This window comes from Chromobacterium sp. CCUG 30098, assembly GCF_059916605.1.
This window is the reverse complement of record NZ_JAUCGS010000016.1, coordinates 1-25,736: the sequence shown is the minus strand read 5'-3', so window position 1 is coordinate 25,736 and position 25,736 is coordinate 1. Positions and strand designations below refer to the sequence as shown.

Here is a 25,736-nt window from a genome sequence, read left to right as displayed (position 1 = left end):
GCGCGTCCCGACCTCGAATGCTGCGGTGCTCGCCGTACTACCGTACGGCTGCGCGTCTCGCTTCGACCTCGGGCCGCTCGCGACGATGACCGCACCAGTGTTTGACCTTCACTTCTTACCCGCGGAGCGCCGCTGATGAACTGCGTAGAATTCTCCGATAGCGAGCAACAGTCCACCGCGCTGGCCAATAGCGTGGCCTCGCGCTTGTCCGCCGCCATCGCCAGCCAGGGCGCCGCCGTGCTGGCGGTGTCCGGCGGTAAATCGCCGATCCCCTTCTTCCATATGCTCAGCACCATGGCGATAGACTGGTCCAAGGTGACCGTCACCCTGGTGGACGAGCGTTTTGTGCCGGACAGCCATCCGGACAGCAACGCCGCGCTGGTGCGCGTCCACTTGCTGCGCGACCGCGCCGTGGAGGCGCGCTTCCTGCCCCTGGTCGGGGACGCCGCGGACATCGACGCCGACGTGGCGCGCGCCAACGCCGCTTTCGTTCCGCCCACCGTCGCCATCCTGGGCATGGGCGAGGACGGCCACACCGCTTCGCTGTTCCCCGGCGCCGACGAGCTGGCGGCCGGCCTGGACCCGGCGTCCGCCGCCGCCTTCCTGGCGGTGGAGCCCAAGACCGCGCCGCACCGCCGGGTGTCGATGAGTTACGCCGCGCTCTTGCGCGCCGGCTGCCTGATCCTGTCCATCCAGGGCGACAAGAAGCGTCAGGTGCTGGACGCCGCCGCCCAGGGCGTCAGCGATGCGTTGCCCATCAGCCATTTCCTGGCCCAGAACAAGGTGGAGCTGGATGTCTACTGGTCTGCCTGAGCAATGGCCGCGGCTGCTGGCCGACATCGGCGGCAGCAACGCCCGCTTCGCGCTGGAGACCGCGCCCGGCGTGATCGAGGACATCGAGGTGCTGCCCTGCGCCGGCCATCCCACGCTGCTGGACGCGGTGCGCGCCTATCTGGACCTGGCCGGTGCGCGTGCGGTCGCCCACGCGGCTTTCGGCATCGCCAACCCGGTGCTGGGCGACTGGGTGCAGATGACCAATCACCATTGGGCCTTCTCCATCGAGGCCACGCGCCAGGCGCTGGGCCTGACCACGCTGTTGGTGATCAACGATTTCACCGCGCTGGCGCTGGCCCTGCCGCATCTGCCGGCGAGCGAACTGCTGCACATCGGCGGCGGCGAGGCGGAAGCCGGCGCGCCGCTGGCGCTGATCGGCCCCGGCACCGGCCTGGGCGTGTCGGCGCTGATTCCCTATCCGGGCGGCCATGCGCCCTTGTCCGGCGAGGGCGGCCACGTCGGCTTCGCCCCCTTCGACGAGCGCGAGGCCGACATCTGGCTTTACGCGATGCGGCGCTTCGGCCACGTGTCCGCCGAGCGTCTGTTGTCCGGCTCAGGCATCCCCTTGATTTATCAGGCCTTGTGCGAGCGGGCCGGCGAAACGGCCGCGGCGCTGGACCCGGCCGAGGTCACCGCGCGCGGTCTGTCCGGCGCCTGCCCGCGTTGCCGCGAAACCCTGGAAGTGTTCTGCGGCATGCTGGGCGGCGCGGCGGCGAATCTGGCCCTGAATCTCGGCGCCCGTGGCGGCGTGTATCTAGGTGGTGGTATCGTGCCGCGTCTACGCGGTTTTTTTGAACAATCACCATTCCGCCGCCGCTTCGAGGATAAGGGACGGATGTCCGGCTATCTGGCCGCGATTCCGGTCTATCTGATCGTCAGCTCCTACCCGGCTTTGCCGGGCGTGGCCGCCCATCTGGCGGCCGAACTGGCGAGCGCCCGCGCCCGACTCCGGGCGCATCCTGACGACGGCGCGGCAGGAGAGTAAATACATGCTTGAACGTATCAGGAGCCAATTGGAGATCCTGTCCTCGGCCGAGCGCAAAGTGGCCGAGCTGGTGCTGGAACAGCCTTACACCGTGATCCAGGCGGCGGTGGCCGACATCGCCAAGAACGCCGGCGTCAGCCAGCCCACCGTGATCCGCTTTTGCCGCACCGTGGGCTGTTCCGGCCTGCCGGACTTCAAACTGAAGCTGGCCGGCAGCCTGGTCACCGGCGTGCCCTATGTGCATTCCAGCGTGCGCCCGGAAGATCCGACTTCGGAAATCGTCGCCAAGGTGTTCGACAACACCGTGTCCGCGCTGCTCAAGTGCCGCAACGACGTTAATCCGCAATCGATAGAATCCGCGGTCCGCTTGTTGACCGACGCGCGCCGCATCGAATTCTACGGCCTGGGCAACTCCGGCATCATCGCCGCGGACGCCCAGCACAAATTCTTCCGCTTCGGCATTCCCACCGTCGCCTATTCCGACACCCACATCCAGATGATGGCGGCCTCGGTGCTGGGCCCGGGCGACGTGCTGGTGGCGATCTCCAGCTCCGGCCGCACGCTGGAATTGCTGGAGGCCGTGGACGTGGCGCTGTCCGCCGGCGCCAGCGTGGTGGCGCTGACTACCAGCGGTTCGCCGCTGGCGCGCCGCTCCACCGTGGCCTTGATCGCAGACACGCTGGAAGACAATGAAACCTATAGCCCGATGATTTCGCGCATCGTGCATCTGGTGCAGATCGACATCCTGGCGGTGAGCGTGGCGCTCAAGCGCGGGCCGGGTCTGATCAGCCAGCTGGAAAAAACCAAGCACAGCCTGAAGAACCGAAGGCTGGACAACAAAACCGAAGAGGATTGACCATCATGAGCGAACTGACCGAACTACCGGCCTGGCAGGCACTATGGGACCATTTTGCCGAGGCCAAGCACCAGCACATGCGCGATTTGTTCGTCTCCGATCCGGAGCGGGCGGAGCGCTATGCGCTGGAGGTGGGCGGCCTGTTCCTCGATTACTCCAAAAACCGCATTACCGACGACACCCTGAAAGGCTTGATGCAGCTGGCGCGCGAAGCCGGGCTGCCGGCCAAGATCAAGGCCATGTTCAAGGGCGAGAAGCTCAACAGCACCGAAAACCGCGCGGTGCTGCACGTGGCCTTGCGCAACCGCACCAATTCGCCCATCCACGTGGACGGCGAAGACGTGATGCCCAAGGTCAATTCGGTGCTGGAGCGCATGGGCAAGTTCGCCCACGCGGTGCGCTCCGGCGAATGGCTGGGCTATACGAATCAGCCCATCACCGACATCGTCAACATCGGCATCGGCGGCTCGGACCTGGGCCCGCTGATGGTCTGTAGCGCGCTCAAGCCCTTCGGCCACCCGCGGCTGAACATGCACTTCGTCTCCAATGTGGACGGCGCCCAGCTCAAGGAAACGCTGAAAAAGGTTCATTCCGAGACCACGCTGTTCGTGGTGGAGTCCAAGACCTTCACCACCCAGGAGACGCTGACCAACGCGCTGACCGCGCGCGACTGGTTCTTGCAGCGCTCGCGCGATGAAAGCGCGGTGGCCAAGCACTTCGTCGCGGTGTCCACCAACCAGAAGGCGGTGGCGGACTTCGGCATCGACCCGTCGAATATGTTCGAATTCTGGGACTGGGTGGGCGGCCGCTACAGCCTGTGGTCGGCCATCGGCCTGCCCATCATGCTCTATCTGGGCGAGGAGAACTTCACCGAACTCCTCAACGGCGCCCACATCATGGACCAGCATTTCAGAAACGCGCCGTTCGAGCAGAACATGCCGGTGCTGCTGGCCATGATAGGCGTCTGGTACATCAACTACTACGGCGGCGGCAGCCATGTGATCGCGCCCTACGATCAATACCTGCACCGTCTGCCGGCCTTCATCCAGCAGCTGGACATGGAGTCCAACGGCAAGCAGGTGATGCTGGACGGCCAGCCGGTGAATTTCGAAACCGCGCCCATCATCTGGGGCGAGACCGGCATCAACGGCCAGCACGCCTTCTTCCAGCTTTTGCACCAGGGCACCCATATCTCGCCGATCGACCTGATCGCCTCGGTGCAGAACTGCTCCAGCCTGCCCGGCCACCATGAAATCCTGCTGGCCAACGTCTTCGCCCAGGCCGAGGCCTTCATGCGCGGCAAGACCGCGGACGAGGTGCGCGCGGAGCTGGCGGAGCAGGGCCTCAAGGGCGAGGCGCTGGAAGCGCTGGTGCCGCACAAGGTGTTCGGCGGCAACCGCCCCACCAACACCTTGCTGATGAGCCGCTTGAACCCGCGCAATCTGGGTTCGCTGATCGCGCTGTACGAGCACAAGATCTTCGTTCAGGGCGTGATCTGGCACATCAACAGCTTCGACCAGTGGGGCGTGGAACTGGGCAAGCAATTGGCCAAGACCATACACGCGGAACTGACCGGCAAGCTCAAGCACGCCGAGCACGACAGCTCCACCCGCCGTTTGATCGAGCTGTACCGCCAGGTCAACGCCGACGACTGCAAGTGCTGAGCCGGACGGCGGACCAATGAAAACGCGAGGCCTGGGCCTCGCGTTTTGTTTGGATCACGCCCGCTGTGCACGATTTGCCGCGCGGCGGCGATACGGCGTTGAAAACAGCCTCGAAATGCTCATGCGCCCTGTGCGCGCTCCGCTTTCTCCGCCGCAACGCCCGGTCTTGCTCGCGAGCTCGTGAATGGGCTGTTATTTCTTAACGACTTCCTGCTCCACCACCATGTCCAGCACCCAGCGGAGGGACGAAGCGTCGGCCGGCGGGTTCGCCACCTTGAATTCCTTCAGGCGCAGACGGTAGGCGATGCCCGGCTCCGGCTTGAAGCCCTCGATCTCGCCGTAGTGCAGCTGCCACGGCTGATCCTTGCTTTCGCGGATCTGCAGGCATTGCATCGGCGCCACGCCGGTGCAGGGCTTGCGCTCGGCGGCCACGTAGACGAAGCGGGTGACGCCGCCTTCCAGCGAGGGCTGGCGGTCAAAGCTCAGCGTCTTGTCGCCGGCCTGCAGGGTCAGCTTGTCGCCGGCCAGCTTGACCGCGGGCTTGGCGCCCAGGAAGGCGGCCAGCGCGCGGTCGCGCTCCATCGCCTCCGGCGGACACATCATCAAGGTGCTGGCCAACTGCTTGCTGACCAGCTTGCCGCCTTCCAGCGACACCGGGCCGAACATGCCGTTGCAGCCGGCGCGGGCGGACACGCCGCCGTCCTTGAAGCTGAGGGTGATCGGGTGTTCGGCGGCGTCCTGCTTCCATTGGCCGGCCAGCGCCTCCAGTTTGATATCCGCTTGAGCGTCCATTTTGGCTCCGGTTTGCGGGGTGGCGCAGGCGCTCAGGGCGGCTGCGGTCAGTGCGGCGAGCAAAAGCGATTTTTTCATTATCGATGTTCCGTGGTTAAGGGCAGGGACGGGCTGCACTTGGAGCGCCCGCCGTTCTCAAGAGTTCAGCGCAGTTTGCTGACTTCCTCGCTGTAGACGATGCGTTCCAATGTCCAGCGCGAGCCGGCGTCGGCCTGCGCCGCCGGTTTCAGCTTGATGTAATAGCTGACGCCGGGCTTGGGGTGGAAGCCGGCGATTTCGCCTTGCAGCGGCCGCCAGCTCTGTTCCGCGCGTTCGCGCACCTGCAGGCAGTCGCGCGAGGCTTCGCCGTTGTGGCAGGCCTGGCGTTCCGGCGCCACGTACAGGTATTGCAGCTTGGCCGGCTGCGTCGCCGGATCGGCGTCCGGGGTCAGCCGCACGAAGCGGTATTCGGCGCGCTCCGATTTCAGCACCAGTTTCTGCGCGCGGCCGTCCGGCAAGACGCGGAAGGGGCTGGAGAGGAAGGCGACGAAGTGCTGCTCCATCTCCATCAGCGGCGGCCGGCAGGCCATGCGGGTGGTGGCCACCTGCGGCTTGCCCTGGGCGTCCAGGGTGCGGACGAAGCGGTTGCAGCCGGCGAAGCCGGTCATCTTGCCCGGGTGGAAAGCCAGGGTGGGCGCCGTTTGGCCCACCGGCGCGGGCTCCACCATCCGCCATTCGGTTCCCTGCAGATTGGGCATGGCCAGCGCCGGCAGCGGCAAGGCCAGCGCGCCCAGCCACAGCGCCGCCAGGCGACGGGCGGAGAAGCCAGTATTTTGCATTGCCATACTCCATGTATAAACAAAAACTAATATTTGTTTACAATACACCGGGCGGGCGCCGCTTGTGAAGCGCGGCGGGGCGGAAAAGCGGGGATAGAAATAGATGGAAACAAAAAACCGCCCAAGCTTAAAACATTGGGCGGTTTTGAAATGCCGGAGGCATGGGGCGGAGCCTTACAGCTGCTCCACTCCCCTGAGCAGTTCCTCCACCACCTTCTTGGCGTCGCCGAACACCATCATGGTCTTGTCCATATAGAACAGCTCATTGTCCAGACCGGCGTAGCCGGCGTTCATCGAGCGCTTGACCACGATCACGCTGCGCGATTTGTGCGCGTCCAGGATGGGCATGCCGTAGATCGGGCTGGTCTTGTCCTTCTGCGCGGCCGGGTTGACCACGTCGTTGGCGCCTATCACCAGCACCACGTCGGTGTTGGAGAAGTCGGAGTTGATCTCCTCCATCTCCTGCACCTGTTCGTAGGGCACCTCGGCTTCGGCCAGCAGCACATTCATATGGCCCGGCATCCGGCCCGCCACCGGGTGGATGGCGTAGCGCACGTTGACGCCTTTCTGATGCAGGATTTCGGCGAACTCCTGCAAGGCGTGCTGGGCGCGGGACACCGCCAGGCCGTAGCCGGGCACGATGATCACGCTGTCGGCGTTGGCCATCAGGAAGGCCGCGTCCTCGGCGGAGCCGGATTTGTGGTTCTTGGGCCCGCCGTCGCCGGCGCCGCCGCCCGTGCCCGCCTCGGCGCCGAAGCCGCCCAGCAGCACCGCGACGATGGAGCGGTTCATCGCCTTGCACATGATGTAGGACAGAATCGCGCCGGAGGCGCCGACGCAGGCGCCGGCGATGATCAGCACCGGATTGTTCAGCGTGAAGCCGATGCCGGCGGCCGCCCAGCCGGAGTAGGAGTTGAGCATGGACACCACCACCGGCATGTCGGCGCCGCCGATCGGAATGATCAGCGTCACGCCCAAGGCCAGCGCGATGGCGAGCATGGTCAGGAAGGCGGCCTGGCTGTCGCTGAGGAAATAGACCACGCCGAAGCCGACCATGGCGACGGCCAGCAGCAGATTAAGCAGGTGCTGGCCTTTGAAGTTCACGGCCTTGGAGCCGAAGCGGCCGGACAGCTTGCCGTAGGCGATCACCGAGGCGGTGAAGGTGATCGCGCCGATGAAGGCGCCGATGAACAGCTCCACCTTTTGCACCTGGGTGTGCTCCACGCCGCTGTGGAAGATGGCCGCCACCGCGATCAGCACCGCGGACAGGCCCACCAGCGAGTGCATCGCCGCCACCAGTTCCGGCATGCCGGTCATCTGCACGGTCTTGGCCTTCCACGCGCCGATGGCGCCGCCGGCGACGATGGCGGAGGCGATCAGCGCCAGCACCGGCTTGTCCATGATCAGCAGCGTGGTGGCCACGGCGATGAGCATGCCTATCATGCCGTAGAGGTTGCCGCGCAAGGCGGAGGCGGGGCTGGACAGGCCCTTGAGCGCCAGGATGAACAGCACCGCGGCTACGAGATAAAGAATTGCGGACAGGTTTTCCATCGTGGTCCCTTATTTCTTCTTTTTCTTGAACATGTCCAGCATCCTCTGGGTGACCAGGAAGCCACCGAAGATATTGATGCTGGCGAGGAAGATGCCGATGGTGCCCAACACCGAGGTGAGGGTGATTTCGGAACCGTTGATGTCCACCACCTGCAGCATGGCGCCGACGATGATGATGCCGGAAATGGCGTTGGTCACCGCCATCAGCGGGGTGTGCAGCGCCGGGGTGACGTTCCAGACCACGTGGTAGCCGACGAAGACGGCCAGCACGAAGACGGTGAGGCTGGTGATGAAAGGATCGACCATCTTGTTCTCCTTAATCGGCGGCGGGGAAGCGGACCTGGCCGGCGTGGGTCACCAGCGTGGCGGACAGGATCTCGTCTTCCAGATTGAGGTTCAGGCCTTCCGGCGTCAGCAGCAGGCCGAGGAAGGTCAGCAGGTTCTTGGCGTACAGGCTGGAGGCGTCCGCCGCCAGCAGGCCGGGCAGATTGGTCTGGCCGACGACGGTGACGCCGTTGTCCAGGCGCACGGTCTCGCCGGGCCGGGTCAGCGCGCAGTTGCCGCCGGTTTCCGCCGCCAGGTCCACGATCACCGAACCGGGCTTCATCTCCGCCACCACATCGGCCGACAGCAGCTTGGGTGCCGGCTTGCCGGGGATCAGCGCGGTGGTGATCACGATGTCCGCCGCCTTGGCGTGCTTGGCCACCAGTTCGCCCTGGCGCTGGCGGTAGCTCTCGGACATTTCCTTGGCGTAGACGCCGCTATTGGCCATTTTTTCTTCCTCGCTCATCGGCACCTCGATGAACTTGGCACCCAGCGATTCCACCTGCTCCTTGGTGGCCGGCCGGACATCGAAGGCCTCCACCACCGCGCCCAGGCGCTTGCCGGTGGCGATGGCCTGCAGGCCGGCCACGCCCACGCCCAGGATCAGCAGCCGCGCCGGCTTCACCGTGCCGGCCGCGGTCATCAGCATGGGCATGAAGCGCGGATAGTGCTGGGTGGCCAGCAGCACCGCGCGGTAGCCGGCGATATTGTTCTGGCTGGAGAGCACGTCCATGCTCTGCGCGCGGGTGCTGCGCGGCAAGAGCTCCAGCGCGAAGGCGGAGACGCGCTTGGCGGCCAGCGCCGGCAGGCTGTGGTTGTGATAGGGGTTGAGCTGACCGATCAGCGCCGCGCCGTCCTTCAGCGCGGCGATGCCGTCCTCGTCCAGCGGGCGCACCGTCAGCACGATGTCGGCCTGGGCCAGCGCCGCGGCGCGGTCCGCCGCGATGGCGGCTCCGGCTTCCTGATAGGCCGCGTCCGGCTGCGCGGCCGCGAGGCCGGCGCCGCTTTCCACCGTGACGGCGTGGCCGCCGGCGACGAGCTTCTTCACCGTGTCCGGCGTAGCGGCCACGCGGTGTTCACCGGCCAGCCTCTCGGCTGGGATAGCGATATGCATGGTCTTCCTTTCCTGCGATTAGATAACAAAGTTTCCAGATAGCGAACGCCCGTGCGGCGCAAAATCGAACGAGCGTTTGAATTCAATTAAAGGCATGCGGGATTTTTCCGCGCAACACTTATATTGCCGACCGTATACCGTCGGACAATTTCGACAGTGAAAGGGCCGGATGCTAGCAAAACCCTACAGCAGCGATGTGACGTGAATCAGACAGAGGCCAGTCAGCGGCTGTTGGAGCGGGAATGCGGAAGAAAGACGGCGAAGCGGCCGTTGGCGGGCAGGCGGAACAAGGCGCGGAGGCGGGTGCGGCCGGTCGACGCGCATATGCTGCCGGCAAGGCTTATGCAGGACACTAGCGTTGATGGCGCGGCTTGTAAAGCTGCGACAAGCGCCAGTTGCCAGCCGGCGCGCGCGGCCGCGGAGGCGGGCGCCGGCTGTTGCGCGCGCGCGACGGCGGGCCGGTTAGGAGGCCGGCCGCTGGGCTTCCGCCAGCAGCCGCGCCACGGTGCCGTCCTGCAGCATGGAGCGCATCGCCAGCGAGATGCGGCGCTTGTACGGGGAGCGCGGAGACAGGCCGATGCGGCGCGGCTCCGGCGAATACAGCAGCAGCGGCGAGCGTCTCACGTGCTGGCGGAATTCGGCTTCGGCGGCCAGCTCGGCGGTTTGGCGCTCGTCGGCGATCAAGGCGTCGATGCGGCCGGCCTTGAGCTTGCGGAAGTTGGAGTCCAGCGACGGGGCCGGCTCGCGCCGCAGGCGCAGATCGCCGTCGAACTCGTCCTGATAGCGGACGCCTTCCACCACGCCGATCAAAAAGGGATAGAGCTGGCGATAGCTGCGCAGCGGCCGCGGGTCGTCGGAGCGCTGGTACAGGGCCAGCCGGCTGCCGCTGGCGAAGGCGGGTTCGATGAAGTCGATGAATTCGCGGCGGGAGGCGGTGTTCTTCACGCCGATCACCACATCGGCCTTGCCCTGGCGCAGGTATTGCAGGCAGCGCGCCAGCGGGCAGGGCAGGAAGACCAGCCGCAGCTTGGCGCGCCTGGCCACCTCCCGCATCAGCTCGGTGTAAGGGCCTTGCGGCACGCCATGGGCGTCCATGGTCTTCCAGGGCGGGAACAGATTGTAGGCGAAGACCAGTGTCGGCTCCGCCGCCGCGCACTGCATGCCTGCCAGCAGGCAGACCAGAGCCAAAAGAGACTTGAGTTTCACAATGATGAACAGGTGCGAACGGGCGTCGGCGGCCCCGCGCTGCCGACTGCGGCCAGTGGGTCATTATCGGACGGCCTGGCGCGGCGCGGGCGGAAAAATTCACCGTTCCGAAAAAAACCATGGAAACAATATGGTATTGGAAATGTCCGCATCGGCAACCTGTCCCATTGGCTGGCGCGGCGCGGACCGGCGTGGATCGCCGCGCGTCGGCTTGCCGTTTTCAGTGGATGAACGGTAGGCTGTTGATTGTAAACATGTTTAACGAAGGCGCGCCATGGGTTTCATCATTGCCGCGGACAAGGGCTGAGCATGCGGGATTTCAGCTTTGTGCTGCTGCCCGAGTTTTCCATGCTGGGTTTGCTGGCGGCCACCGAGCCCTTGCGCGTGGCCAACCGCTTTCACGGCGGGGCCTATCGCTGGCGGCTGCTGAGCGCCGATGGCCGGCCGGTGGTCGCCAGCAACGGCATGTCCTTGGCGGCGCATGGCGGCTGGGGCGAGTCGGAGGCGGCCGACGCGGTGCTGGTGGTGGCCGGCTTTCATCCGCTGCGCCACGGCGGGGCCGGCCTGCTGGCCTGGCTGCGCGCTCAGGACGCCGCCGGCCGGGTGCTGGGCGGCATCGACACCGGCTGTTTCGTCCTGGCCGAGGCCGGACTGTTCCGGCAGCAGCGGCTGACCCTGCACTGGGAGGCGCTGCCGGCGTTCCGCGAGCGCTATCCCTTGCTCAACGCCACGCAGGAGCTTTACGAACTGGGGCCGCGGCGCATCAGTTCCGCCGGCGGCACCGCCTCCATCGACATGATGCTGGCCCTGATGGCGCGCAGCCATGGCCATGATCTGGCGGTGCAGGTTTCGGAGCAATTCGTGCTGGGGCGCATCCGCGCCCAGAGCGATCATCAAAGGCTGGAACTGGGCGCGCGTTACGGCGTGCACAGCCGCAAGCTGATCCAGGCCCTGGCCCTGATGGAAAAACATATGGACGCGCCGCTGGACAGCGCGGCCTTGGCGGCCGGGGCGGGGGTGACGGCGCGTCAGCTGCAACGCTTGTTCCGCGCCCAGTTGGGCGCGGCGCCCAATGTCTTTTATCTGGGCTTGCGCCTGGAACACGGCCGGCGCTTGCTGCGCCAGAGCGGGCTCAACGTCACCCAGGTCAGCGCGGCGTGCGGCTTCGAGTCCGCCAGCTACTTCGCGCGCGCTTATCGCCGCCGCTTCGGCTGCGCGCCGGGGACGGAGCGGCGCGAGGCGTGAACCGCTTCTCAGCGCATCTCGATGCGGCGGCCGCAATCCTCGGGCCAGGGCAGGCCGGCTTGTCGCCGCGCCAGCGCGTCCAGGCTGTGCCGCACCGGCGCGGAGTACGGCGCGCTCCGGCCCAGCCCGGGGTCCACATTGAGCAGCATCAGCTCGCAGCCGGCCGCGGCGTCGGCCTCCTCGTCGCGATGCAGGCTCAGATAGAGCCGCAGCCGCTTGGCGTCGCGCTCCAGTAGCCGCCCCTCCACCCTCAGCTCGGCTTGTTGGCGGATTTCGCGCAGATAGCGCAGATGCAGCTCCGCCGTGTACAGGGTGTGGCCGCCGCGCTCGCGCGCCGCGGCGTCCATGCCGATGCGCTCCATCAGCGCGTCCACCGCGTGGCTGAACACCAGCAGGTAATAGGCGTCGCGGACATGACCGTTGTAGTCCAGCCATTCCGGCCGCGTTTGCGCGCGGAGCAGGACGAGGCGCTTATTCATGCGCGGCCAGCCCATGCTTGCGCTTGGCGGCCGCCACCGCTTCCATGATTCCAATCAGGCAGTCGTCTCGATAGCGTTCCAGATCGGCGATGGAGCGTTGGCCCAGCTGGCGCGCGCAACCGTCCACCACCCGGTCTATCAGCGCCTCGCTCAAGTCCGGGGCCGGCAGCCGGGTCCAGGGCAGTTGCAGCGCCGGGCCGAACTGGCTCAGAAAGTGGCGCATGCCGGCTTCGCCGCCGGCCAGGGCGTAAGTCTGGAAGGTGCCCATGAAGGCCCAGCGCAGGCCGGCGCCGAAGCGGATGGCGTCGTCGATTTCGCCGGTGGTGGCCACGCCGTCGTTGACCAGATGCAGCGCTTCCCGCCACAGGGCCTCCAGCAGCCGGTCGGCGATGAAGCCGGGCACCTCGTGACGCACGCGCAGCGGCCGCATGCCCAGCGCCGTATAGACGCGCTCGGCGGCGTCCAGCGCCTGCGGCGCGGTGTCGCGCCCGCCCAGCACCTCGACCAGCGGCAGCAGATAGACCGGATTGAAGGGGTGGCCCACCACGCAGCGCGCCGGACGGCGGACATCCTGGTAAAACTCGGAAGGCAGCAGGCCGGAGGTGGAAGAGGCGATGATGACCGTCTCCGGCGCGGCCGCGTCGGCGCGGCGATGCAGCTCCCGTTTCAGCGCCAGCGTTTCCGGCGCGCTTTCCTGGATGAAGTCGGCGGCGGCGGCGCAGTCTTCCAGCCGGGAGACGAAGCGCAGCCGCTCGGGCGCGGCGCCGGCGGCCAGGCCGCGGCGTTCCAGCGCCGGCCAGGCGCGCTCCACTTGGGCGCGCAGACGCGCTTCGGCCTGCGGCGCGGGGTCCCAGGCCAGCACGTCGCGGCCGGCCGCCAGCGCGCGGCAGGCCCAGCCGCCGCCGATGACGCCGGCGCCCAGCAGGCCCAGGGTGGCGATGTCGGTACGGTGCATCTCAATCTCCTTTTACGCCGCGCGGCGGCAGGCCCAGGCGGATCCGGCCTTCCGCCGGCGTCAGCACCCGCGCGCCCATCAGGTCCAGCAATCGCCGCGCCTGTTCCACCAGCGCGCCGTTGCTGGCGTACACCCCTTTGGCCAGATACAGATTGTCTTCCAGCCCCACCCGGACATGGCCGCCCAGCAAGGCCGCTTGCGCCACCATGGGCATTTGCAGCCGGCCGATGCCGAAGGCCGCCCACTGCGCGCCCGGCGGCAGGCTGTCCACCATGGCCTTCATCGTGGTGGTGTCGGCCGGCGCGCCCCAGGGGATGCCCAGGCAGAGCTGGAACAGCGGCGGCGCGTCCAGCAGCCCCTCGCTCAATAATTGTTTGGCGAAGCGCAGGTGGCCGGTGTCGAACACTTCCAGCTCCGGCTTGACGCCCAGTTGCTGAATGCGTCGCGCGCCGTCGCGCAGCTGCCCGGGCGTGGCCACGTAGAGGAAGTCGCCGTCGCCGAAGTTGAGCGTGCCGCAGTCCAGGGTACAGATTTCCGGGCGTAGTTCCTCCACGTGCAGCAGGCGCTCCAGGCCGCCGACCAGATCCGTGCCCGGCCCCAGCGGCAGCGGCCGCTCGCCGGGGCCGATCTCCACGTCGCCGCCCATTCCGGCGGTCAGATTCAGAATCATGTCCACGCCGGACGCGCGGATGCGGTCCACCAGCTCCCGATACAGCGCCGGCTCGCGGCTGCCCTTGCCGGTGAGCGGGTCGCGCACATGGCAGTGCACCACGGTGGCGCCGGCGCGGGCCGCTTCCACCGCGGCGGCGGCGATCTGCTTGGGCGTGACCGGTATCGCCGGGTGCTTGCCCACGGTGTCGCCGGCGCCGGTGACGGCGCAGCTCAGCACGATGTCCCGGTTCATGGCCCGTTCCCTTCGCCTTGGCGCAGATAGGCCTGGACCGCGGGCAGGCCGGGTTTGCCGTCAAAGGAGGAGACGCCGTCCAGCCAGCGTTCCAGCGGCTGAGGGTTGGCTTGCAGCCATTGGCGCGCGGCGCGCGCGGGCGGGACCCGCTTGAGGATGGCGTTCATCACCTGGTTTTCCATGTCCAGGCTGAAGCGCAGCTGACTGATCAGCTTCCCGGCGTTGGGACAGCGCTGCATGAAGCCGTTGGCCACCACGGTATAGACCTTGGAGCCGCCGTATTCGGCGCCGAAGACCTGGTCGCCGCCGGCCAGATAGCTTAGCCGCATCAGGTAGTTCATCGGATGCGGCTCCCAGGCGAGGAACACCACCATGCGTTGTTGCCGGATGGCGCGGGATACCGCGGCCAGCATGCCGCTTTCGCTGGACTCCACCAGGGTGAAGCCTTTCAGGCCGAAATCGTTGTTGGCGATCATCCGCTTGATGATGGCGTTGCCCTGGCTGCCGGATTCTATGCCGTAGATCTTGCCGTCCAGCTGTTTGCGAAAGCGCGCGATGTCGGCGAAGGTGCGCAGGCCCTGCTCCGCAAGCTGGCTGGGCACCGCCAGCGTGTATTTGGCGCCGCTCAGATTGGGCTCGGGCAGCACTTGCAGCGCCTTGGCCTGTAGAAAGGGCGTGATGGCCGGCGTTTGCGACGGCACCCAGTAGCCCAGATACACGTCGATCTGCTGGTTCTTGAGCCCGGTGAAGGCGATGGGCTCCGAGGCGAGCTGGGTGCTGGGCTGGTAGCCCAAGCCTTGTAGCACGGCGGAGGCCAGGCCGGTGGTGGCCGCGATATCGGTCCAGCCGATGTCGGCGAAGCGTATCTTGCGACAGCTTTCCGGCTCCGCGGCCCAGGCCTGGGCGGCCAGCGCGCCGCACAGCAGCGCCAGCCAGGGGGTGGAGAGTTTCATGTCGGCTTCTCCCGCAAGCGGTTCCGTTGCCGACGGGCAGCGCCGGGCCGCTGGGTTGGAAGGCATGGCCGTGGCCATGTCGACGCCGCGGACTCGGAGGGAGCCGGAGCGCAAGGACCAATCTAGGCGGGCGGCGCCGAATAGTAGCGCACGGGAGCGACCAATGCCGTCACCCGGGCGACCGGGCCGGCCTCGACGAGGGAGGCCGGCGCCGGTTGCGGAACCCGGGTTTACGGGGTCAGGTACTGGCTGCCGTCATAGGAGCCGACGAAGGTCCAATTGCTGTTGCTGACGCCGGTGGTGGGAAAGTAGCCGTAGTTCGCGTTCTTCAGCACGAAGTAGTCGCGCGTGGAGCGATAGGGGTTGTCGTAGACGTAGACGTCCCCCACCGTGCCGGTTCGGCTGTCGCTCCAGCTGTTCAGGCGGCTCTTGCGCTGCGCGGTCAATATCGCCAGATCGTAGGACTGGGTGGCGGACAGCGGGGCGCCGTTGTAGCTGTCCAGGAACTGCCAGCCGGCGTTGCTGCCGCCTTCGGTCGGGAAATAGCCGTAGCTGGCGGTTTTCAGCTGGAAGTAGTCGCGGGTGTTGCGGTAGGGGTTGTCGTAGACGTAGACGTCGCCCGGCGTGCCCGCGCGGCTCTCGCTCCATTTTTGCAGCGCACCCTTGTTGTAGGCGGCCAGAATCATCGCGTCGTAGCCTTGCGCGCCGGGGCGGCGCAGCTGGATGGCGCTGCCCAGCGTCATCTGGGTGACGCCGTCGCTGACGGTGACGCGTATCGGCGCGTACGCGCCTTGCAGCGCCTGAGCGGGCGCGGTCAGCGTCGCCGTCGCGCCATTGCCGGTGGATCCGCCGAAACCGGTCGGCACCTGCCACTGGTAACGCAGGGTCTTGCCGCCGGCGTTGACGACCCGCGCCTCCACGTTGAACGTGCCGCCGGCGTTGACGGAGGCCGGCAGCGACACGCGTCCGGCCAGGCCCTGCTGTTCCAGCGGATAGCGATAGAGCAGGTTTTCGTCGCGGTTCAGCCAGATCGGCTGCGACAGGACGGGCAGGCTGCTCACGGTTTGCCGGGTGCTCGAGTTGGCCTTCAAGCCCCATTTGTCGAAGAACGGGGTCAGATTCTGGCCGGCGACGCGGCTGGTTTCGATGATGAAGCGCTGGCGCTTGTCCTCGTCGTTGGCGGGCAGTTCGGCGAAGGGCATGCTGCGGTAGCGCTGTCCCAGCCGGCTGTAGAAATCCTTGCCGAAAGCCAGGTCCAGCTGCCAGAACATCGCCGCGCGCACGAACAAGTCCGTTTGCGCCTCGTAAGACGGCTGCGCCTGGTTCAGGTGCTGGCGCACCAAGTCCCATTTGCCGCCGGTTTCCAGCCGCGAACGCTGACCCAAGGCGCGCTGCACATAGAGCGAGGTCAGGTTCACCGTCACCTCGGTCTGGTCGTTCCAAGTCATCGCCGGCATCTGGTAGTGATGACCCAGCTCATGCCAGGGGCCCCAGCCGTCCTGCTGCAGCAATTTGGAGTTGGCCACCGAGCCGGCGCCGCCGACATTGGTGCCCAGCCAGTAATTGCTGGCCGACATATAGCCGCCGCTGCTGTCCGGCTTGGTGACGAACTGGTATTGGAACGGCGTCGCCGCGTGGGGGTAGGGGTTGCCGGCGGCCAGGCCGTATTGTTCCTCGGCCAGGGTGACGATGCGATCCCACAGCGTCATGGCGGCGGCCGGATCGTCCACTTGCTGGCGCAGGATGGGCAGCGGCATGGTCACGATCATGCGCTTGCCCACCAGCTCCGCGTAGGGCTCGGCCGACAGGCGGTTCAGCATGGCGTTCCAGTCCGCGCTGCTGTGCTGACCCAGCACGAAACGCGGTATTTCGCGGCCGCCGCTTTGCAGCGTGGCCACGATCTTGCCGCTGCCGGGCTGGCTGCGCGGCGCGAAATAGATCACGCCGTCGTTCTGCGCGGTGATCTGATTGAGGCCGGGGCGCAGCTGGACCACCTGATTGGACGGCATGGCGCTGTTGGCGTTGGCGATAGGCACCAGCCACAGCTCCGGGGGCAGATTGGGCGGCGTGCCCTGATAGGCGATATTGACGCTCAGCGCTTCGCCCTTGCGGGCCCAATAGCCGGTGGACTGGGTGGGATGGGTGAGGAAGCCGCGGCGGTGCGCCAGCAGCCATTCCCCCGGATCGCCGCGCTGTTCCAGCGTCAGCTGGCGCGGCGCGTCGGCGAAGGCGGACAGAGAGGGCAGGCTGGCGGCCATCGCGGTGCCAAGCCACAGACAGGAACTGAGCTTAAATGCGTGCATATTTCTCTTATTCCATCAGGCCATGCCGGACTGCTGCGGGCGCAGGGCACGGCCTGTCCAGTTGCGGGTTGCGCCCTGGCTCCCGCTGGCATGAAGGGCGGGAGCCTACCCACTGGAGTCCGCTTCTTATTCCAAAGTTCTTATTTTATTCAGGTAAATATTTACTTGGGACTAACTGGATTTATTCAGAGCATTGACATTTTTAGTCGAGAATTCGGCTAAAAGCGGCTCATAAAAACCGCTCTCGCGGCTGAGGCCAATCGGCGCAACGCGGCATCAGCGCTTGGCTAGCGGCTTAAGAGCCGCTAACAAAACTCAGTTTTACGGCTGAGGCAAGTCGGCGCAACGCAGCATCAGTGGTTTTGTTAGCGGGTCTAAGCGCTACGCCGCGCTCAACGCACCACCAGCGCCTTCACCCGCCAGGCCAGCTTGGCGTCGATGTCGGCGGTTTGCAGTTCGCGGAAGTCGTTGAGCGGATACATCATCCACTGGCTGAAGCCCATCTCCTCCAGCGGCCGGCCATTGATGCGCAGCGCCAGGATGGGCTGATAGCGGCTTTGGTCGCCGGGCGGAATCACCACCTTGTACTGGTCTTCTGTGACCACTTCCACCGGCCGCCCGGTCGCGCCCACGGCGCGCAGAATGGCGGAGAGCGTGGGGCCGGTAAAGGCCGACTTCGGCGTCCAGGTGGTCTTGGTCTGGATGGTGCGCTGCTGCAGGCGCTCCAGATCGGCCTTGCTGAAGTGGTATTCGCCGGCGCGGGTCTGATTGGACACCTTGATCTGGCCGGTGACCACCAGCGCCGGCGGCGCGCCGGCCAGCGCAAGCGCGGCGCAGAACATCGACAGGAAGGCGGCAAAGGGCAGGACGGATCTCATGGGGATGGGCTCCTGAAGGCATGGGGGATGTCAGTGAAGATGACATTTTAACCATGGGAATCCATTGTCATGCTTGTTGCAAAGCAATGAAAACGAGCTCTTTGCGGGCTGGCCGTCTGCATGAGGCTGCGCGATTTAAATTCTTATTTGGAAAATCATCATTCAATCCATTGGTGGTTTTGATTGGAATCGTCCCTCCAAATATTAATTGACTTGCCATTTGCATATTATTTTATGTTATGGTTTATTTGTATAAATATCCGTCGCCAAACTTGGATATTAATATATTTACTCTAGAATAACTGTCCAATAGGGCAGTCAATTCAATTCGCAAGCCTGTCTATAATCTCGCCCCTTCTAAGTACGCCGATGTCATTCTTCGGCGCTGCTTGATCACCGAAACAAATGCCGCGCAGTTCACTTTTCCGCGTCGTTTTTTATTGTCGGTTTTAAATGGTCCGTGTTTTTTATAGGACCGCCATTAAATTACCTAGATATTTTATGAGTCAAAACTCAATTCAATCCCTGCTGCCTATTTCCCGGGGCCGGGCGTTAGGCTTTTGCCTATTGCTGGCCGCTTTTGAACTGCTGACGTATATCGGCAGCGATATGGTGATGCCGGCCATGTTGCAAGTCGTCGCGGACTTGAACGCCGACGCCCGCCACGTGCCCACCGCGCTCAACGCCTATCTGCTGGGCGGGGTGGCCCTGCAATGGCTGATTGGCCCATTGTCCGACCGTTACGGCCGCAAACCGCTGCTGGTGGCCGGCGCCGTCGGCTTCGCCCTGGCCTGTCTCGCCGCCGTCGGCAGCCGCGACATCGAGCTGTTCAATCTGCTGCGCTTCATCCAGGGCCTGTCGCTGGGCTTCGTGATGGTGGTCAGCTATCCGGCGCTGCAAGAAGCGTTTCCGGAAAAAGACGCGGTGCGCCTGATGGCCTTGCTGGCCAATATCGCGCTGCTGTCGCCGCTGGTCGGCCCGCTGCTGGGCAGCTTGTTGCTGGGCCTGCTGCCCTGGCGCGGCCTGTTCGCGCTGATCGGCGCGCTGGCGGCCCTGGTGGCCGTCGGCCTGTGGCGCTGGATGCCGGAAACCCTGGGCGCGGAGCGTCGCGACGGCAGCCGGCTGGCGGCAAGCCCGCTGCGCCTGGGCCGCAGCGCGCGCCAGTACGCGGCGCTGCTGCGCAACGCCCCCTTCATGCAGGGCAGCGTGGCGCTGGGCCTGCTGTCCATCCCGCTGGTGGGCTGGATCGGCCTGTCGCCCTTGCTGCTGATGCGCGGCCTGGGCCTGTCCGGCATTGAATATGGCCTGTGGCAGCTGCCGGTGTTCGGCGGCCTGATCGCCGGCAATCTGACCTTGAACCGGCTGGCGGCGCGCCTGGAGCTGGAGCGGGTGCTGCGGCTGGCGTTGCTGCCCTTGTTCGGCGGCCTGGCGGCGATGCTGGCGCTGACCTGGTCCAGCGGCGCGCTGCCGGCGCTGGCGGCGGGCCTGACGCTGTACGCCTTCGGCCTGGGCCTGGGCCACGCCACCCTGTACCGCTTCACCCTCTACGCCAGCGACAGCGGCAAGGGCGCGGTGGCGGCGATGCTGGGCATGATCTCCACCGCCTTGCTCGGCCTGGGTTGCAGCGCGCTGGCCTGGCTGGGCGCAGGCGCCGGCCTGCAAGCCTTCGCCGGCTGGGCCGCGCTGGGCGCCGGCCTGGCGGCCTGGCCGCTGTGGCGCTTGCTCAAGCAGCGCGCTTACGCGCTGCAAGCGGCTTGAATCCCCTTCCTCATTCCCGGAGCTCCACCATGCTGAACCATGTCGACGCGCTGTGCGCGCTGGAACACCCTTATCGCGCCGATGCCGACGGCGACCGCCTGTTCGACGCCGCCATGCGCGAGCTGAGCCATTACCACTGCGAACACACGCCCGGCTACCGCCATTGGCTGAAGGCCAACGGCCTGGACGCCGCCGCGCTGGACGGTCTGGACGGTCTGGACGGTCTGGACGGTCTGGACGATTGGTCGCGGCTGCCGCCGCTGTTCGCCAACTACTTCAAACGCCAACTGGTGGTGAGCGCCGCCGGCCAGGACGCGCTGGAGCTGACCTCCTCCGGCACCACCGGCCAGAAAAGCCGCATGCGTTACGACGCGCGCAGCCTGGGCGCGGCGCAAAGCATGGTGGACCGCATCTTCCGGCATTACGGCTGGGACACGCCGCAACAGCCGTGCAACTACCTGCTGCTCAGCTATGAGCCGGCCGGCGCCATCACCCTGGGCACCGCCTACACCGACCAATTCCTGTGCAAGTACGCGCCGGTGAACCAGGCCTGTTACGCCTTGCGCCACAACGGCCACGGCAATGAGTTCGATCCCTTCGGCGTGATCCGCGCCTTGCAGGACTTCGCCGAACAAGGCCTGCCGGTGCGCATGCTGGGCTTCCCCGCCTTCCTGTGGTTCGCGCTGGAACGGATGCGGGAACTGGGCCTGCCGCCGCTGCAACTGCACCCGGAATCGCTGGTGTTCCTGGGCGGCGGCTGGAAAACCCACGCCGACCGCGCCATTCCCAAGACCGAGCTGTACCGGCGGCTGGGCGAGCAACTGGGCATTCCGGACGCGCGCTGCCGCGACGGCTACGGCGCGGTGGAGCACCCGGTGCCTTACGTGGAATGCGAACGCCATCGCTTCCACCTGCCCAGCTACGCCCGCGCCGTGATCCGCGACACCGCCAGCCTGCGACCGCAGCCTTACGGCGCCGCCGGCTTCCTCAACCTGCTGTCGCCCTACATCACCTCCAGCCCGGCCCACAGCATCGTGATGGGCGATCTGGCCGTGCTGCATCCGGCCGAGAGCTGCGGCTGCGGCCTGGCCACCGACTGGTTCGAACTGCTGGGCCGCGCCGGCACCAGCAAGAGCCGCAGCTGCGCGGTGGCCGCCTCCGAATTGATCAAGGAATCCTGATATGTATCTATTGAACGGAACACTGAACGCCGCCGCGGACGCCGCCGCCGCGCTGGCGCAATTGCAAGCCGGCCTGCCGGCCGCGCTGGCCCGGCCGCCGGCCTTGGACGCGGTGCTGGATTGCGCCGAGCGCTTCGCCGCCGCGCTGCCGGCACGGGCGGAGGCCCTGGGCCTGGACGCCGCCGCCGTCGACGCGCTGCAAGGTTTTTGCCGGCGCGAGGCGCTGGAAGCCAAGGTAAGCCGAGAACTGGGCGAACAGGCCTTCTCGCTGCGCCGCTTCGACTACCGTCAGCCGCGCTTCGAAAGCTGGCGGCCGCTGGGCCTGGTGGCCCACATCACCCCGGCCAACGCGCCGCTGCTGCCCTTCATGGCGGTGTTGGAAAGCCTGCTGGCCGGCAACGTCAACTGGCTGCGCCCCAGCGGCAGCGACCAAGGCCGCAGCGCGCGGCTGCTGGCCGATTTTCTGAGCCACGACGCCGCCGGCGATCTGGCCGCCCACGTGGCGGTGCTGCCGCTGGCCACCGACCAACTGGCTGGCCTGCTGGCCCGCGCCGACGCGGTGTCCGCCTGGGGCGGTGACGCCGCGCTGGAAGCGATCCGCCGCCAAGTGCCGGCCGGCTGCCGCTGGATACCCTGGGGCCACCGCATCAGCTTCGCCTACCTGGACCCGGCCGCGGCGACGGAGGCCGATTACGACGCGCTGGCCGACGACGTCTGCCGTTTCGACCAGCAAGCCTGCTCCAGCCCGCAATGCCTGCTGGTGGACAGCGAGGACGAAGCCGTCTTGCGCGGCGCGGCCCAGGCCATGGCCGCCGCGCTGGCGCGGCGCGCGCCGGCCTGGCCGGCCTTGCAGCCGGACGTGCAGGAAGCCGCGGAAATCTCCAGCCAGCTGGCCATGTTGCGGCTGGACCAGTCTTTCGCCGGCGTGGCCGGCGCGGTGGAGCAGGGCGAGGGCTGGCGCGTGGCCTGGGCGCAGCGCCAGGAACTGGCGGCCTCGCCGCTGTTCCGCACCCTGCAACTGCGGCCGGCGCCGCGCGCGCGGCTGGTGGAACTGCTGCTGCCCTGGCGCACCCATTTGCAAAGCTGCGGCCTGATCGCCGCGCCGGAACAGCTGCCGGCGCTCAGCCGCCTGCTGCTGGACGCCGGCGTCGGCCGGCTGTGCCCGGCGGGAGCGATGCACGACGGCTACGCCGGCGAGCCGCACGACGGCGTCTACGCGCTGAGCCGGCTGACGCGGCGGGTGTCGGTCAGCCTGCGCGACGGCCAGCTGCCGGGCCATGCGACGCTGGACGCCTTGCCGCCGCCGCCGGCCGGCCTGGACGCGCTGCCGGTGATGGACAAAACGGCCTTCCAGCAAGCCGAGATGGGGCCGGCCGCCCAGCTGTTCTTCCGCAGCGGCGGCAGCAGCGGCAAACCCAAACTGGCCGGCTTCAGCTACCGCGACTACCACCGCCAGATGCAGGCGGCGGCGGACGGCCTGCTCGCCGCCGGCCTGGACCCGGCGCAAGACCGGGTGATGAATCTGCTCTACGGCGGCAACCTCTACGGCGGCATGCTCAGCTTCTTCACCATCCTGGACAAGCTGGGCGTGCCGCAATACCCGATGGGCGGCCCGGTGGACGACGACTTCAGCCAGATCGCCCACTTCATCGTGTCCCAAGGCGTCAACACCCTGGTGGGGATGCCGGGCACCTTGCAGCGCCTGTTCGAATGCGAGGAAACCGCGCTGCGCGCCTACGGCGGCGTGCGCAAGCTGTTCTGCGGTGGCGAACACATCAGCGACGGCCAACGCCAGTTCCTGGCCGGCTTCGGCGTGGAGCTGATCCGCTCCGCGATGTACGGATCGGTGGACGCCGGCCCGCTGGGCCACGCCTGCGGCCATGGCCGCGACGGCGAATTCCATCTATTGGCCGATATCCAGTGGCTGGAAATCCTGGAGCAGGACAGCGACCGCCCGGCCGCGCCCGGCGCCGTCGGCCGCCTGGCCTTCACCTCGCTGGCGCGAGAAGGCCAAAGCGTACGGCGCTATGATCTGGGCGATCTGGGCCGCTGGCTGCCCGGCCGCTGCGGCTGCGGCCTGCCGGCGCCGCGCTTCCAGCTCACCGGCCGCCACGGCGCGCTGCTGCGTGCCGGCACCATCTTCGTCAACCCGGAAGCGCTGTCCGCGCCGCTGGGCCTGGCTGTGCAATGGCTGGTGGACCACGCCGCCAGCGGCGGCGACCGCATCCGGGTGCTGGCCGACGGCGATGCCGCGCAGGTGCGCGCCCGCCTGCTGCAACATCCGATGCTGAACGAGGTGGTCAGCGGCGGCCTGCTGCAACTGGACGTCATCGCCACCCCGGCCGGCCAGTTCCAGCGCCATCCGCAAAGCGGCAAGACCCCGCTGGTGTTGGACCTGCGCCGCAACACGGAGCCGGCGCGATGAAGGCCGCCACGGAGGCCGGGCTGCGCCGGCTGGTGGAACACGCCCGCGCTCACTCGCCGTTTTTCAGCGCGCTGTACCGCCAGCTGCCGGCGGACTGGACGCTGAGCGATCTGCCGCTGATCGAGCCGGCGGACTACTGGCGCCAATGCCAACCGCTGGAAAACTGGCCGGTGCTGAGCGGCCCGCTGGCGGACGGCCATGTGTTCAAAACCGGCGGCTCCACCAGCGAGGGCAAGCTGTCAGTGTTCCGCCGCGACGAATGGCAGGCCTTTGTGCGCGCCTTCGGCCAGGGCCTGGGCCGGCAGCTGCTGCCCGGCGACCGCGTCGCCAACCTGTTCTTCGCCGGCGATCTCTACACCAGCCTGCTGTTCATCCACGGCGCGCTGTCGCACTCGCCGGCGCCGGTGGTGGAGTTTCCCTTCACCTGCAATGTCGAGGACGCGGCGCTGGCCGACGCCATCGATACGCTGGACATCAATGTGCTGGCCGGCGTGCCGGTGCAGCTGGTGCGCTTCGCCAGCTGGCTGCAACAGGCCGGCCGCGCGCTGCCCGGCGTGCGCTGCCTGCTTTACGGCGGCGAAAGCCTGTTCGCCGAACAACTGGCCCTGCTGGGCCGGGCGTTTCCCAATGCCCGCATCGGCTCCATCGGCTGCGCCAGCGTGGACGCCGGCCTGATCGGCGCCGCCGGGCCGGATTGCGCCCAGGGCGAACACCGCGTGTTCGACGCCGACACCATCGTCGAAATCATCGACGAGGCCAGCGGCCTGCCGATCACGGAGCCGGACCGCAAAGGCCTGCTGGTGGTCAGCAATCTGCAACGGCGGCTGATGCCGGTGATCCGCTATCCCACCGGCGATCTGGCCTGCTGGCGCGAGCCGGCCGGGCGGCCGGAACGCAAATTCGCGCTGCAAGGGCGCGCCAGCCGCGGCCACCGCGTGCGCGTCTGCACGCTGTCCTTGTTCCCGGACGAGCTGGACCCGCTGCTGCGGGGACAGGACGGCGTGCTGGCCTGGCAGCTGCTGGTGGGCCGCCGCGACGGCGTCGACACCCTCAGCCTGCGGGTGGCCAGCGAATACGCGCCGGCCCCGGCGGCGGAGCCGCTGCGCGAACGGCTGCTGGCCGCGCAACCGGCCTTGGCCGAACTCTGCCGCCAGGGCCTGCTGCGGCTGGACGTCGCATATTGCGCGCCGGAGGCCATGCTCACCCATCCGCGTTCCGGCAAGCTGATGCGCGTGGTGGACCAGCGCGCTTACGACGAGGTGGCGGCATGAGCATCGCCATCCGCGATTTCCAGGCGGACGACGCCGCCGGCGTCAGCGCTTTGTTCCGCGCCATCTACGGCGAACACTACGTCTATCCCGACGTGTATCTGCCGTCTATGATCCGCCGCCACAACGCCGCCGGCCGCTGGCATTCCGCCGTCGCCGTGAGCGGCGGCCGGGTGCTGGGCCACGCCGCGCTGTGGCGCGACCCGCATTGTCCGGGCAGCGCCGAGCTGGCGCTCAACGTGGTGCACCCGGACGCGCGCGGCCAGGGCCTGGCCACCGCGCTGGGCCGCCATCTGCGCGCCCAAGGCATTGCCCTGGGCCTGAGCATGCTCACCATCAAGCAAGTGTCGTCCCACGGCCAGAGCCAGCGCCTGGCCAAGACCCTGGGCTTCCACACCACCGGCCTGCTGCTGGACTACGTGGCCTCGCCGTTTGGCCAGCCGCAGCCGGAAAGCATCGTGCTGGGCTGCCTGCCGCTGCAAAGCCGGCCGATCCCGGCGTTGAACTGGCCGGCGGCGTGGCGGGAATGGCTGACGCCGCTGACCCGCGCCTTCGGCAGCGCGCCGCCGCCGGCGCAGGGGCCGGCCGGCGGACTCAGCATCGCTAGCCACGGCCGGCGGCTGGAAGTGGGGCTGGAGGACGTCAGCGGCGGCCGGCTGCGGGAAGTGGCGGCGCTGCCGGCCGGACGGCTGGTCTACGTCAGGCTGGCGCTGGGGCCGGACGCCCCGCGCGCGGCGGACGCCTTGCAACAGGCCGGCTTCGTCTGCGGCGGCCTGGTGCCCGGCCCGGACGGCAGCTGGCAGGCGTTGCTGCTGCGCGGACACGGCCGGCAGGAACTGGCGCTGAGCTGCCCCTTGGCCAATCGTCTGCATCAGTTGAGCCGGCAGGTGGCGGCGGCGGTTGCCGCCTGAGGCCCGTGCCTCCCCTGCGCCTTGACGGCCTCTGCCAGCCTGTTTAGGCTTGGTCCCGCGCTGCGCTCAATCACGCCGCGTCGGGCTGGCAAGCCTATAAATTACTAGACCGCAGACAAGTCGTGTCCGCCTTTGGCACTGCTACGTCTGCTGCCACGCCGTACCCATTCGGGACGGGCCGTGGCAGGGAGTCCTCTGGACTGCCGGTCGTTGGTCTAGTAAGCCGGTCTTGCCACCTTGTCATGTGCCTGTCCCAGCCTCGCCTGGGCAGGTTTCCAAAGCTGACATGGAGACCGTGATGACCTTTTCCACCTTTCCTCCCGCAATGCCCC

Annotated in this window: 22 protein-coding genes; 10 read left to right on the top strand and 12 right to left on the bottom strand. The window is 67.2% G+C overall.

Features of this window, described 5'->3' with window-relative positions; all coding sequences use genetic code 11:
- Nucleotides 1-135: 135 nt before the first annotated feature.
- The 4 genes from pgl to pgi are packed head-to-tail and all read left to right on the top strand — an operon-like array spanning nt 136 to nt 4,339.
- Nucleotides 136-813 carry a 6-phosphogluconolactonase gene (pgl, locus tag QUG03_RS22155; protein ID WP_500821009.1) on the top strand — a complete coding sequence of 226 codons (678 nt, stop codon included), beginning with the start codon at nt 136-138 and terminating at the stop codon, nt 811-813.
- On the top strand, nt 794-1,819 hold the full coding sequence (locus tag QUG03_RS22150) for a glucokinase (RefSeq protein WP_500821008.1): 1,026 nt from the start codon (nt 794-796) through the stop codon (nt 1,817-1,819). The genes pgl and QUG03_RS22150 overlap by 20 nt, the downstream gene beginning before the upstream one ends.
- Before the next feature lie 4 nt (nt 1,820-1,823).
- Nucleotides 1,824-2,675 (top strand): transcriptional regulator HexR, encoded by an 852-nt coding sequence (hexR, locus tag QUG03_RS22145; RefSeq protein WP_048415130.1) that lies wholly within the window; start codon nt 1,824-1,826, stop codon nt 2,673-2,675.
- 5 nt (nt 2,676-2,680) lie between these two features.
- Nucleotides 2,681-4,339 (top strand): glucose-6-phosphate isomerase, encoded by a 1,659-nt coding sequence (gene pgi / locus QUG03_RS22140; RefSeq protein WP_107801507.1) that lies wholly within the window; start codon nt 2,681-2,683, stop codon nt 4,337-4,339.
- A gap of 192 nt (nt 4,340-4,531) precedes the next feature.
- Here pgi and QUG03_RS22135 read toward each other — a convergent pair whose 3' ends face one another.
- The 6 genes from QUG03_RS22135 to QUG03_RS22110 all read right to left on the bottom strand — a co-directional run bounded on the left by QUG03_RS22135 (nt 4,532) and on the right by QUG03_RS22110 (nt 10,126).
- Complete coding sequence (locus QUG03_RS22135; RefSeq protein WP_227106041.1) at nt 4,532-5,209, bottom strand: META and DUF4377 domain-containing protein; 678 nt, start codon at nt 5,207-5,209, stop codon at nt 4,532-4,534.
- A gap of 65 nt (nt 5,210-5,274) precedes the next feature.
- Nucleotides 5,275-5,949 carry an META domain-containing protein gene (locus tag QUG03_RS22130; RefSeq protein ID WP_500821007.1) on the bottom strand — a complete coding sequence of 225 codons (675 nt, stop codon included), beginning with the start codon at nt 5,947-5,949 and terminating at the stop codon, nt 5,275-5,277.
- A 174-nt stretch (nt 5,950-6,123) separates the two neighbouring features.
- A complete protein-coding gene (locus QUG03_RS22125) occupies nt 6,124-7,500 on the bottom strand; it encodes an NAD(P)(+) transhydrogenase (Re/Si-specific) subunit beta (protein ID WP_107801504.1) in 1,377 nt (458 codons plus the stop codon).
- Nucleotides 7,501-7,509: 9 nt separating this feature from the next.
- The gene (locus tag QUG03_RS22120; RefSeq protein WP_019101645.1) at nt 7,510-7,806 is read right to left on the bottom strand and encodes a proton-translocating transhydrogenase family protein; all 297 of its coding nucleotides are present in this window, start codon (nt 7,804-7,806) and stop codon (nt 7,510-7,512) included.
- 10 nt (nt 7,807-7,816) lie between these two features.
- Nucleotides 7,817-8,938: a Re/Si-specific NAD(P)(+) transhydrogenase subunit alpha gene (locus tag QUG03_RS22115; RefSeq protein ID WP_107801503.1), complete on the bottom strand. Its 1,122-nt coding sequence runs from the start codon at nt 8,936-8,938 to the stop codon at nt 7,817-7,819.
- 462 nt (nt 8,939-9,400) lie between these two features.
- On the bottom strand, nt 9,401-10,126 hold the full coding sequence (locus QUG03_RS22110; protein WP_500821006.1) for a substrate-binding periplasmic protein: 726 nt from the start codon (nt 10,124-10,126) through the stop codon (nt 9,401-9,403).
- Nucleotides 10,127-10,453: 327 nt separating this feature from the next.
- Here QUG03_RS22110 and QUG03_RS22105 point away from each other — a divergent pair, with 327 nt between their 5' ends.
- Complete coding sequence (locus QUG03_RS22105; RefSeq protein WP_107801501.1) at nt 10,454-11,389, top strand: GlxA family transcriptional regulator; 936 nt, start codon at nt 10,454-10,456, stop codon at nt 11,387-11,389.
- Nucleotides 11,390-11,397: 8 nt separating this feature from the next.
- On the opposite strand, the gene QUG03_RS22100 is transcribed toward QUG03_RS22105, so the two are convergent.
- The 6 genes from QUG03_RS22100 to QUG03_RS22075 form a co-directional block, all read right to left on the bottom strand.
- On the bottom strand, nt 11,398-11,868 hold the full coding sequence (locus QUG03_RS22100; RefSeq protein ID WP_500821005.1) for a thioesterase family protein: 471 nt from the start codon (nt 11,866-11,868) through the stop codon (nt 11,398-11,400).
- Nucleotides 11,861-12,823, bottom strand: coding sequence for an L-carnitine dehydrogenase (locus QUG03_RS22095; protein WP_107801499.1), 963 nt, complete (start codon nt 12,821-12,823; stop codon nt 11,861-11,863). Before QUG03_RS22095 ends, QUG03_RS22100 begins: the two co-directional genes overlap by 8 nt.
- 1 nt (nt 12,824) lies before the next feature.
- A complete protein-coding gene (gene cdhC / locus QUG03_RS22090; protein ID WP_107801498.1) occupies nt 12,825-13,727 on the bottom strand; it encodes a 3-dehydrocarnitine:acetyl-CoA trimethylamine transferase CdhC in 903 nt (300 codons plus the stop codon).
- Entirely contained in the window at nt 13,724-14,680 is a 957-nt protein-coding gene (gene choX, locus QUG03_RS22085; protein WP_500821004.1) for a choline ABC transporter substrate-binding protein, read from the bottom strand. Before choX ends, cdhC begins: the two co-directional genes overlap by 4 nt.
- Nucleotides 14,681-14,910: 230 nt before the next feature.
- Nucleotides 14,911-16,983 (bottom strand): M60 family metallopeptidase, encoded by a 2,073-nt coding sequence (locus tag QUG03_RS22080; RefSeq protein WP_500821003.1) that lies wholly within the window; start codon nt 16,981-16,983, stop codon nt 14,911-14,913.
- A gap of 392 nt (nt 16,984-17,375) precedes the next feature.
- Nucleotides 17,376-17,861: a putative pterin-binding protein gene (locus QUG03_RS22075; RefSeq protein ID WP_107801495.1), complete on the bottom strand. Its 486-nt coding sequence runs from the start codon at nt 17,859-17,861 to the stop codon at nt 17,376-17,378.
- Between the two features lie 567 nt (nt 17,862-18,428).
- On the opposite strand from QUG03_RS22075, the gene QUG03_RS22070 reads away from it, so the two are divergent.
- Genes QUG03_RS22070 through QUG03_RS22050 form a run of 5 tightly spaced genes read left to right on the top strand, consistent with a single transcriptional unit; the run spans nt 18,429 to nt 25,404 of the window.
- The gene (locus QUG03_RS22070) at nt 18,429-19,619 is read left to right on the top strand and encodes an MFS transporter (RefSeq protein WP_235085396.1); all 1,191 of its coding nucleotides are present in this window, start codon (nt 18,429-18,431) and stop codon (nt 19,617-19,619) included.
- Nucleotides 19,620-19,648: 29 nt separating this feature from the next.
- Complete coding sequence (locus tag QUG03_RS22065; RefSeq protein WP_500821002.1) at nt 19,649-20,800, top strand: LuxE/PaaK family acyltransferase; 1,152 nt, start codon at nt 19,649-19,651, stop codon at nt 20,798-20,800.
- 1 nt (nt 20,801) lies between these two features.
- On the top strand, nt 20,802-23,225 hold the full coding sequence (locus QUG03_RS22060; protein ID WP_500821001.1) for an acyl-CoA reductase: 2,424 nt from the start codon (nt 20,802-20,804) through the stop codon (nt 23,223-23,225).
- Nucleotides 23,222-24,496, top strand: a complete 1,275-nt coding sequence (locus QUG03_RS22055; protein ID WP_500821000.1) for a phenylacetate--CoA ligase family protein — start codon at nt 23,222-23,224, stop codon at nt 24,494-24,496. The genes QUG03_RS22060 and QUG03_RS22055 overlap by 4 nt, the downstream gene beginning before the upstream one ends.
- Nucleotides 24,493-25,404: a GNAT family N-acetyltransferase gene (locus QUG03_RS22050; RefSeq protein ID WP_227106064.1), complete on the top strand. Its 912-nt coding sequence runs from the start codon at nt 24,493-24,495 to the stop codon at nt 25,402-25,404. The genes QUG03_RS22055 and QUG03_RS22050 overlap by 4 nt, the downstream gene beginning before the upstream one ends.
- The last annotated feature ends 332 nt before the right edge of the window (nt 25,405-25,736 follow it).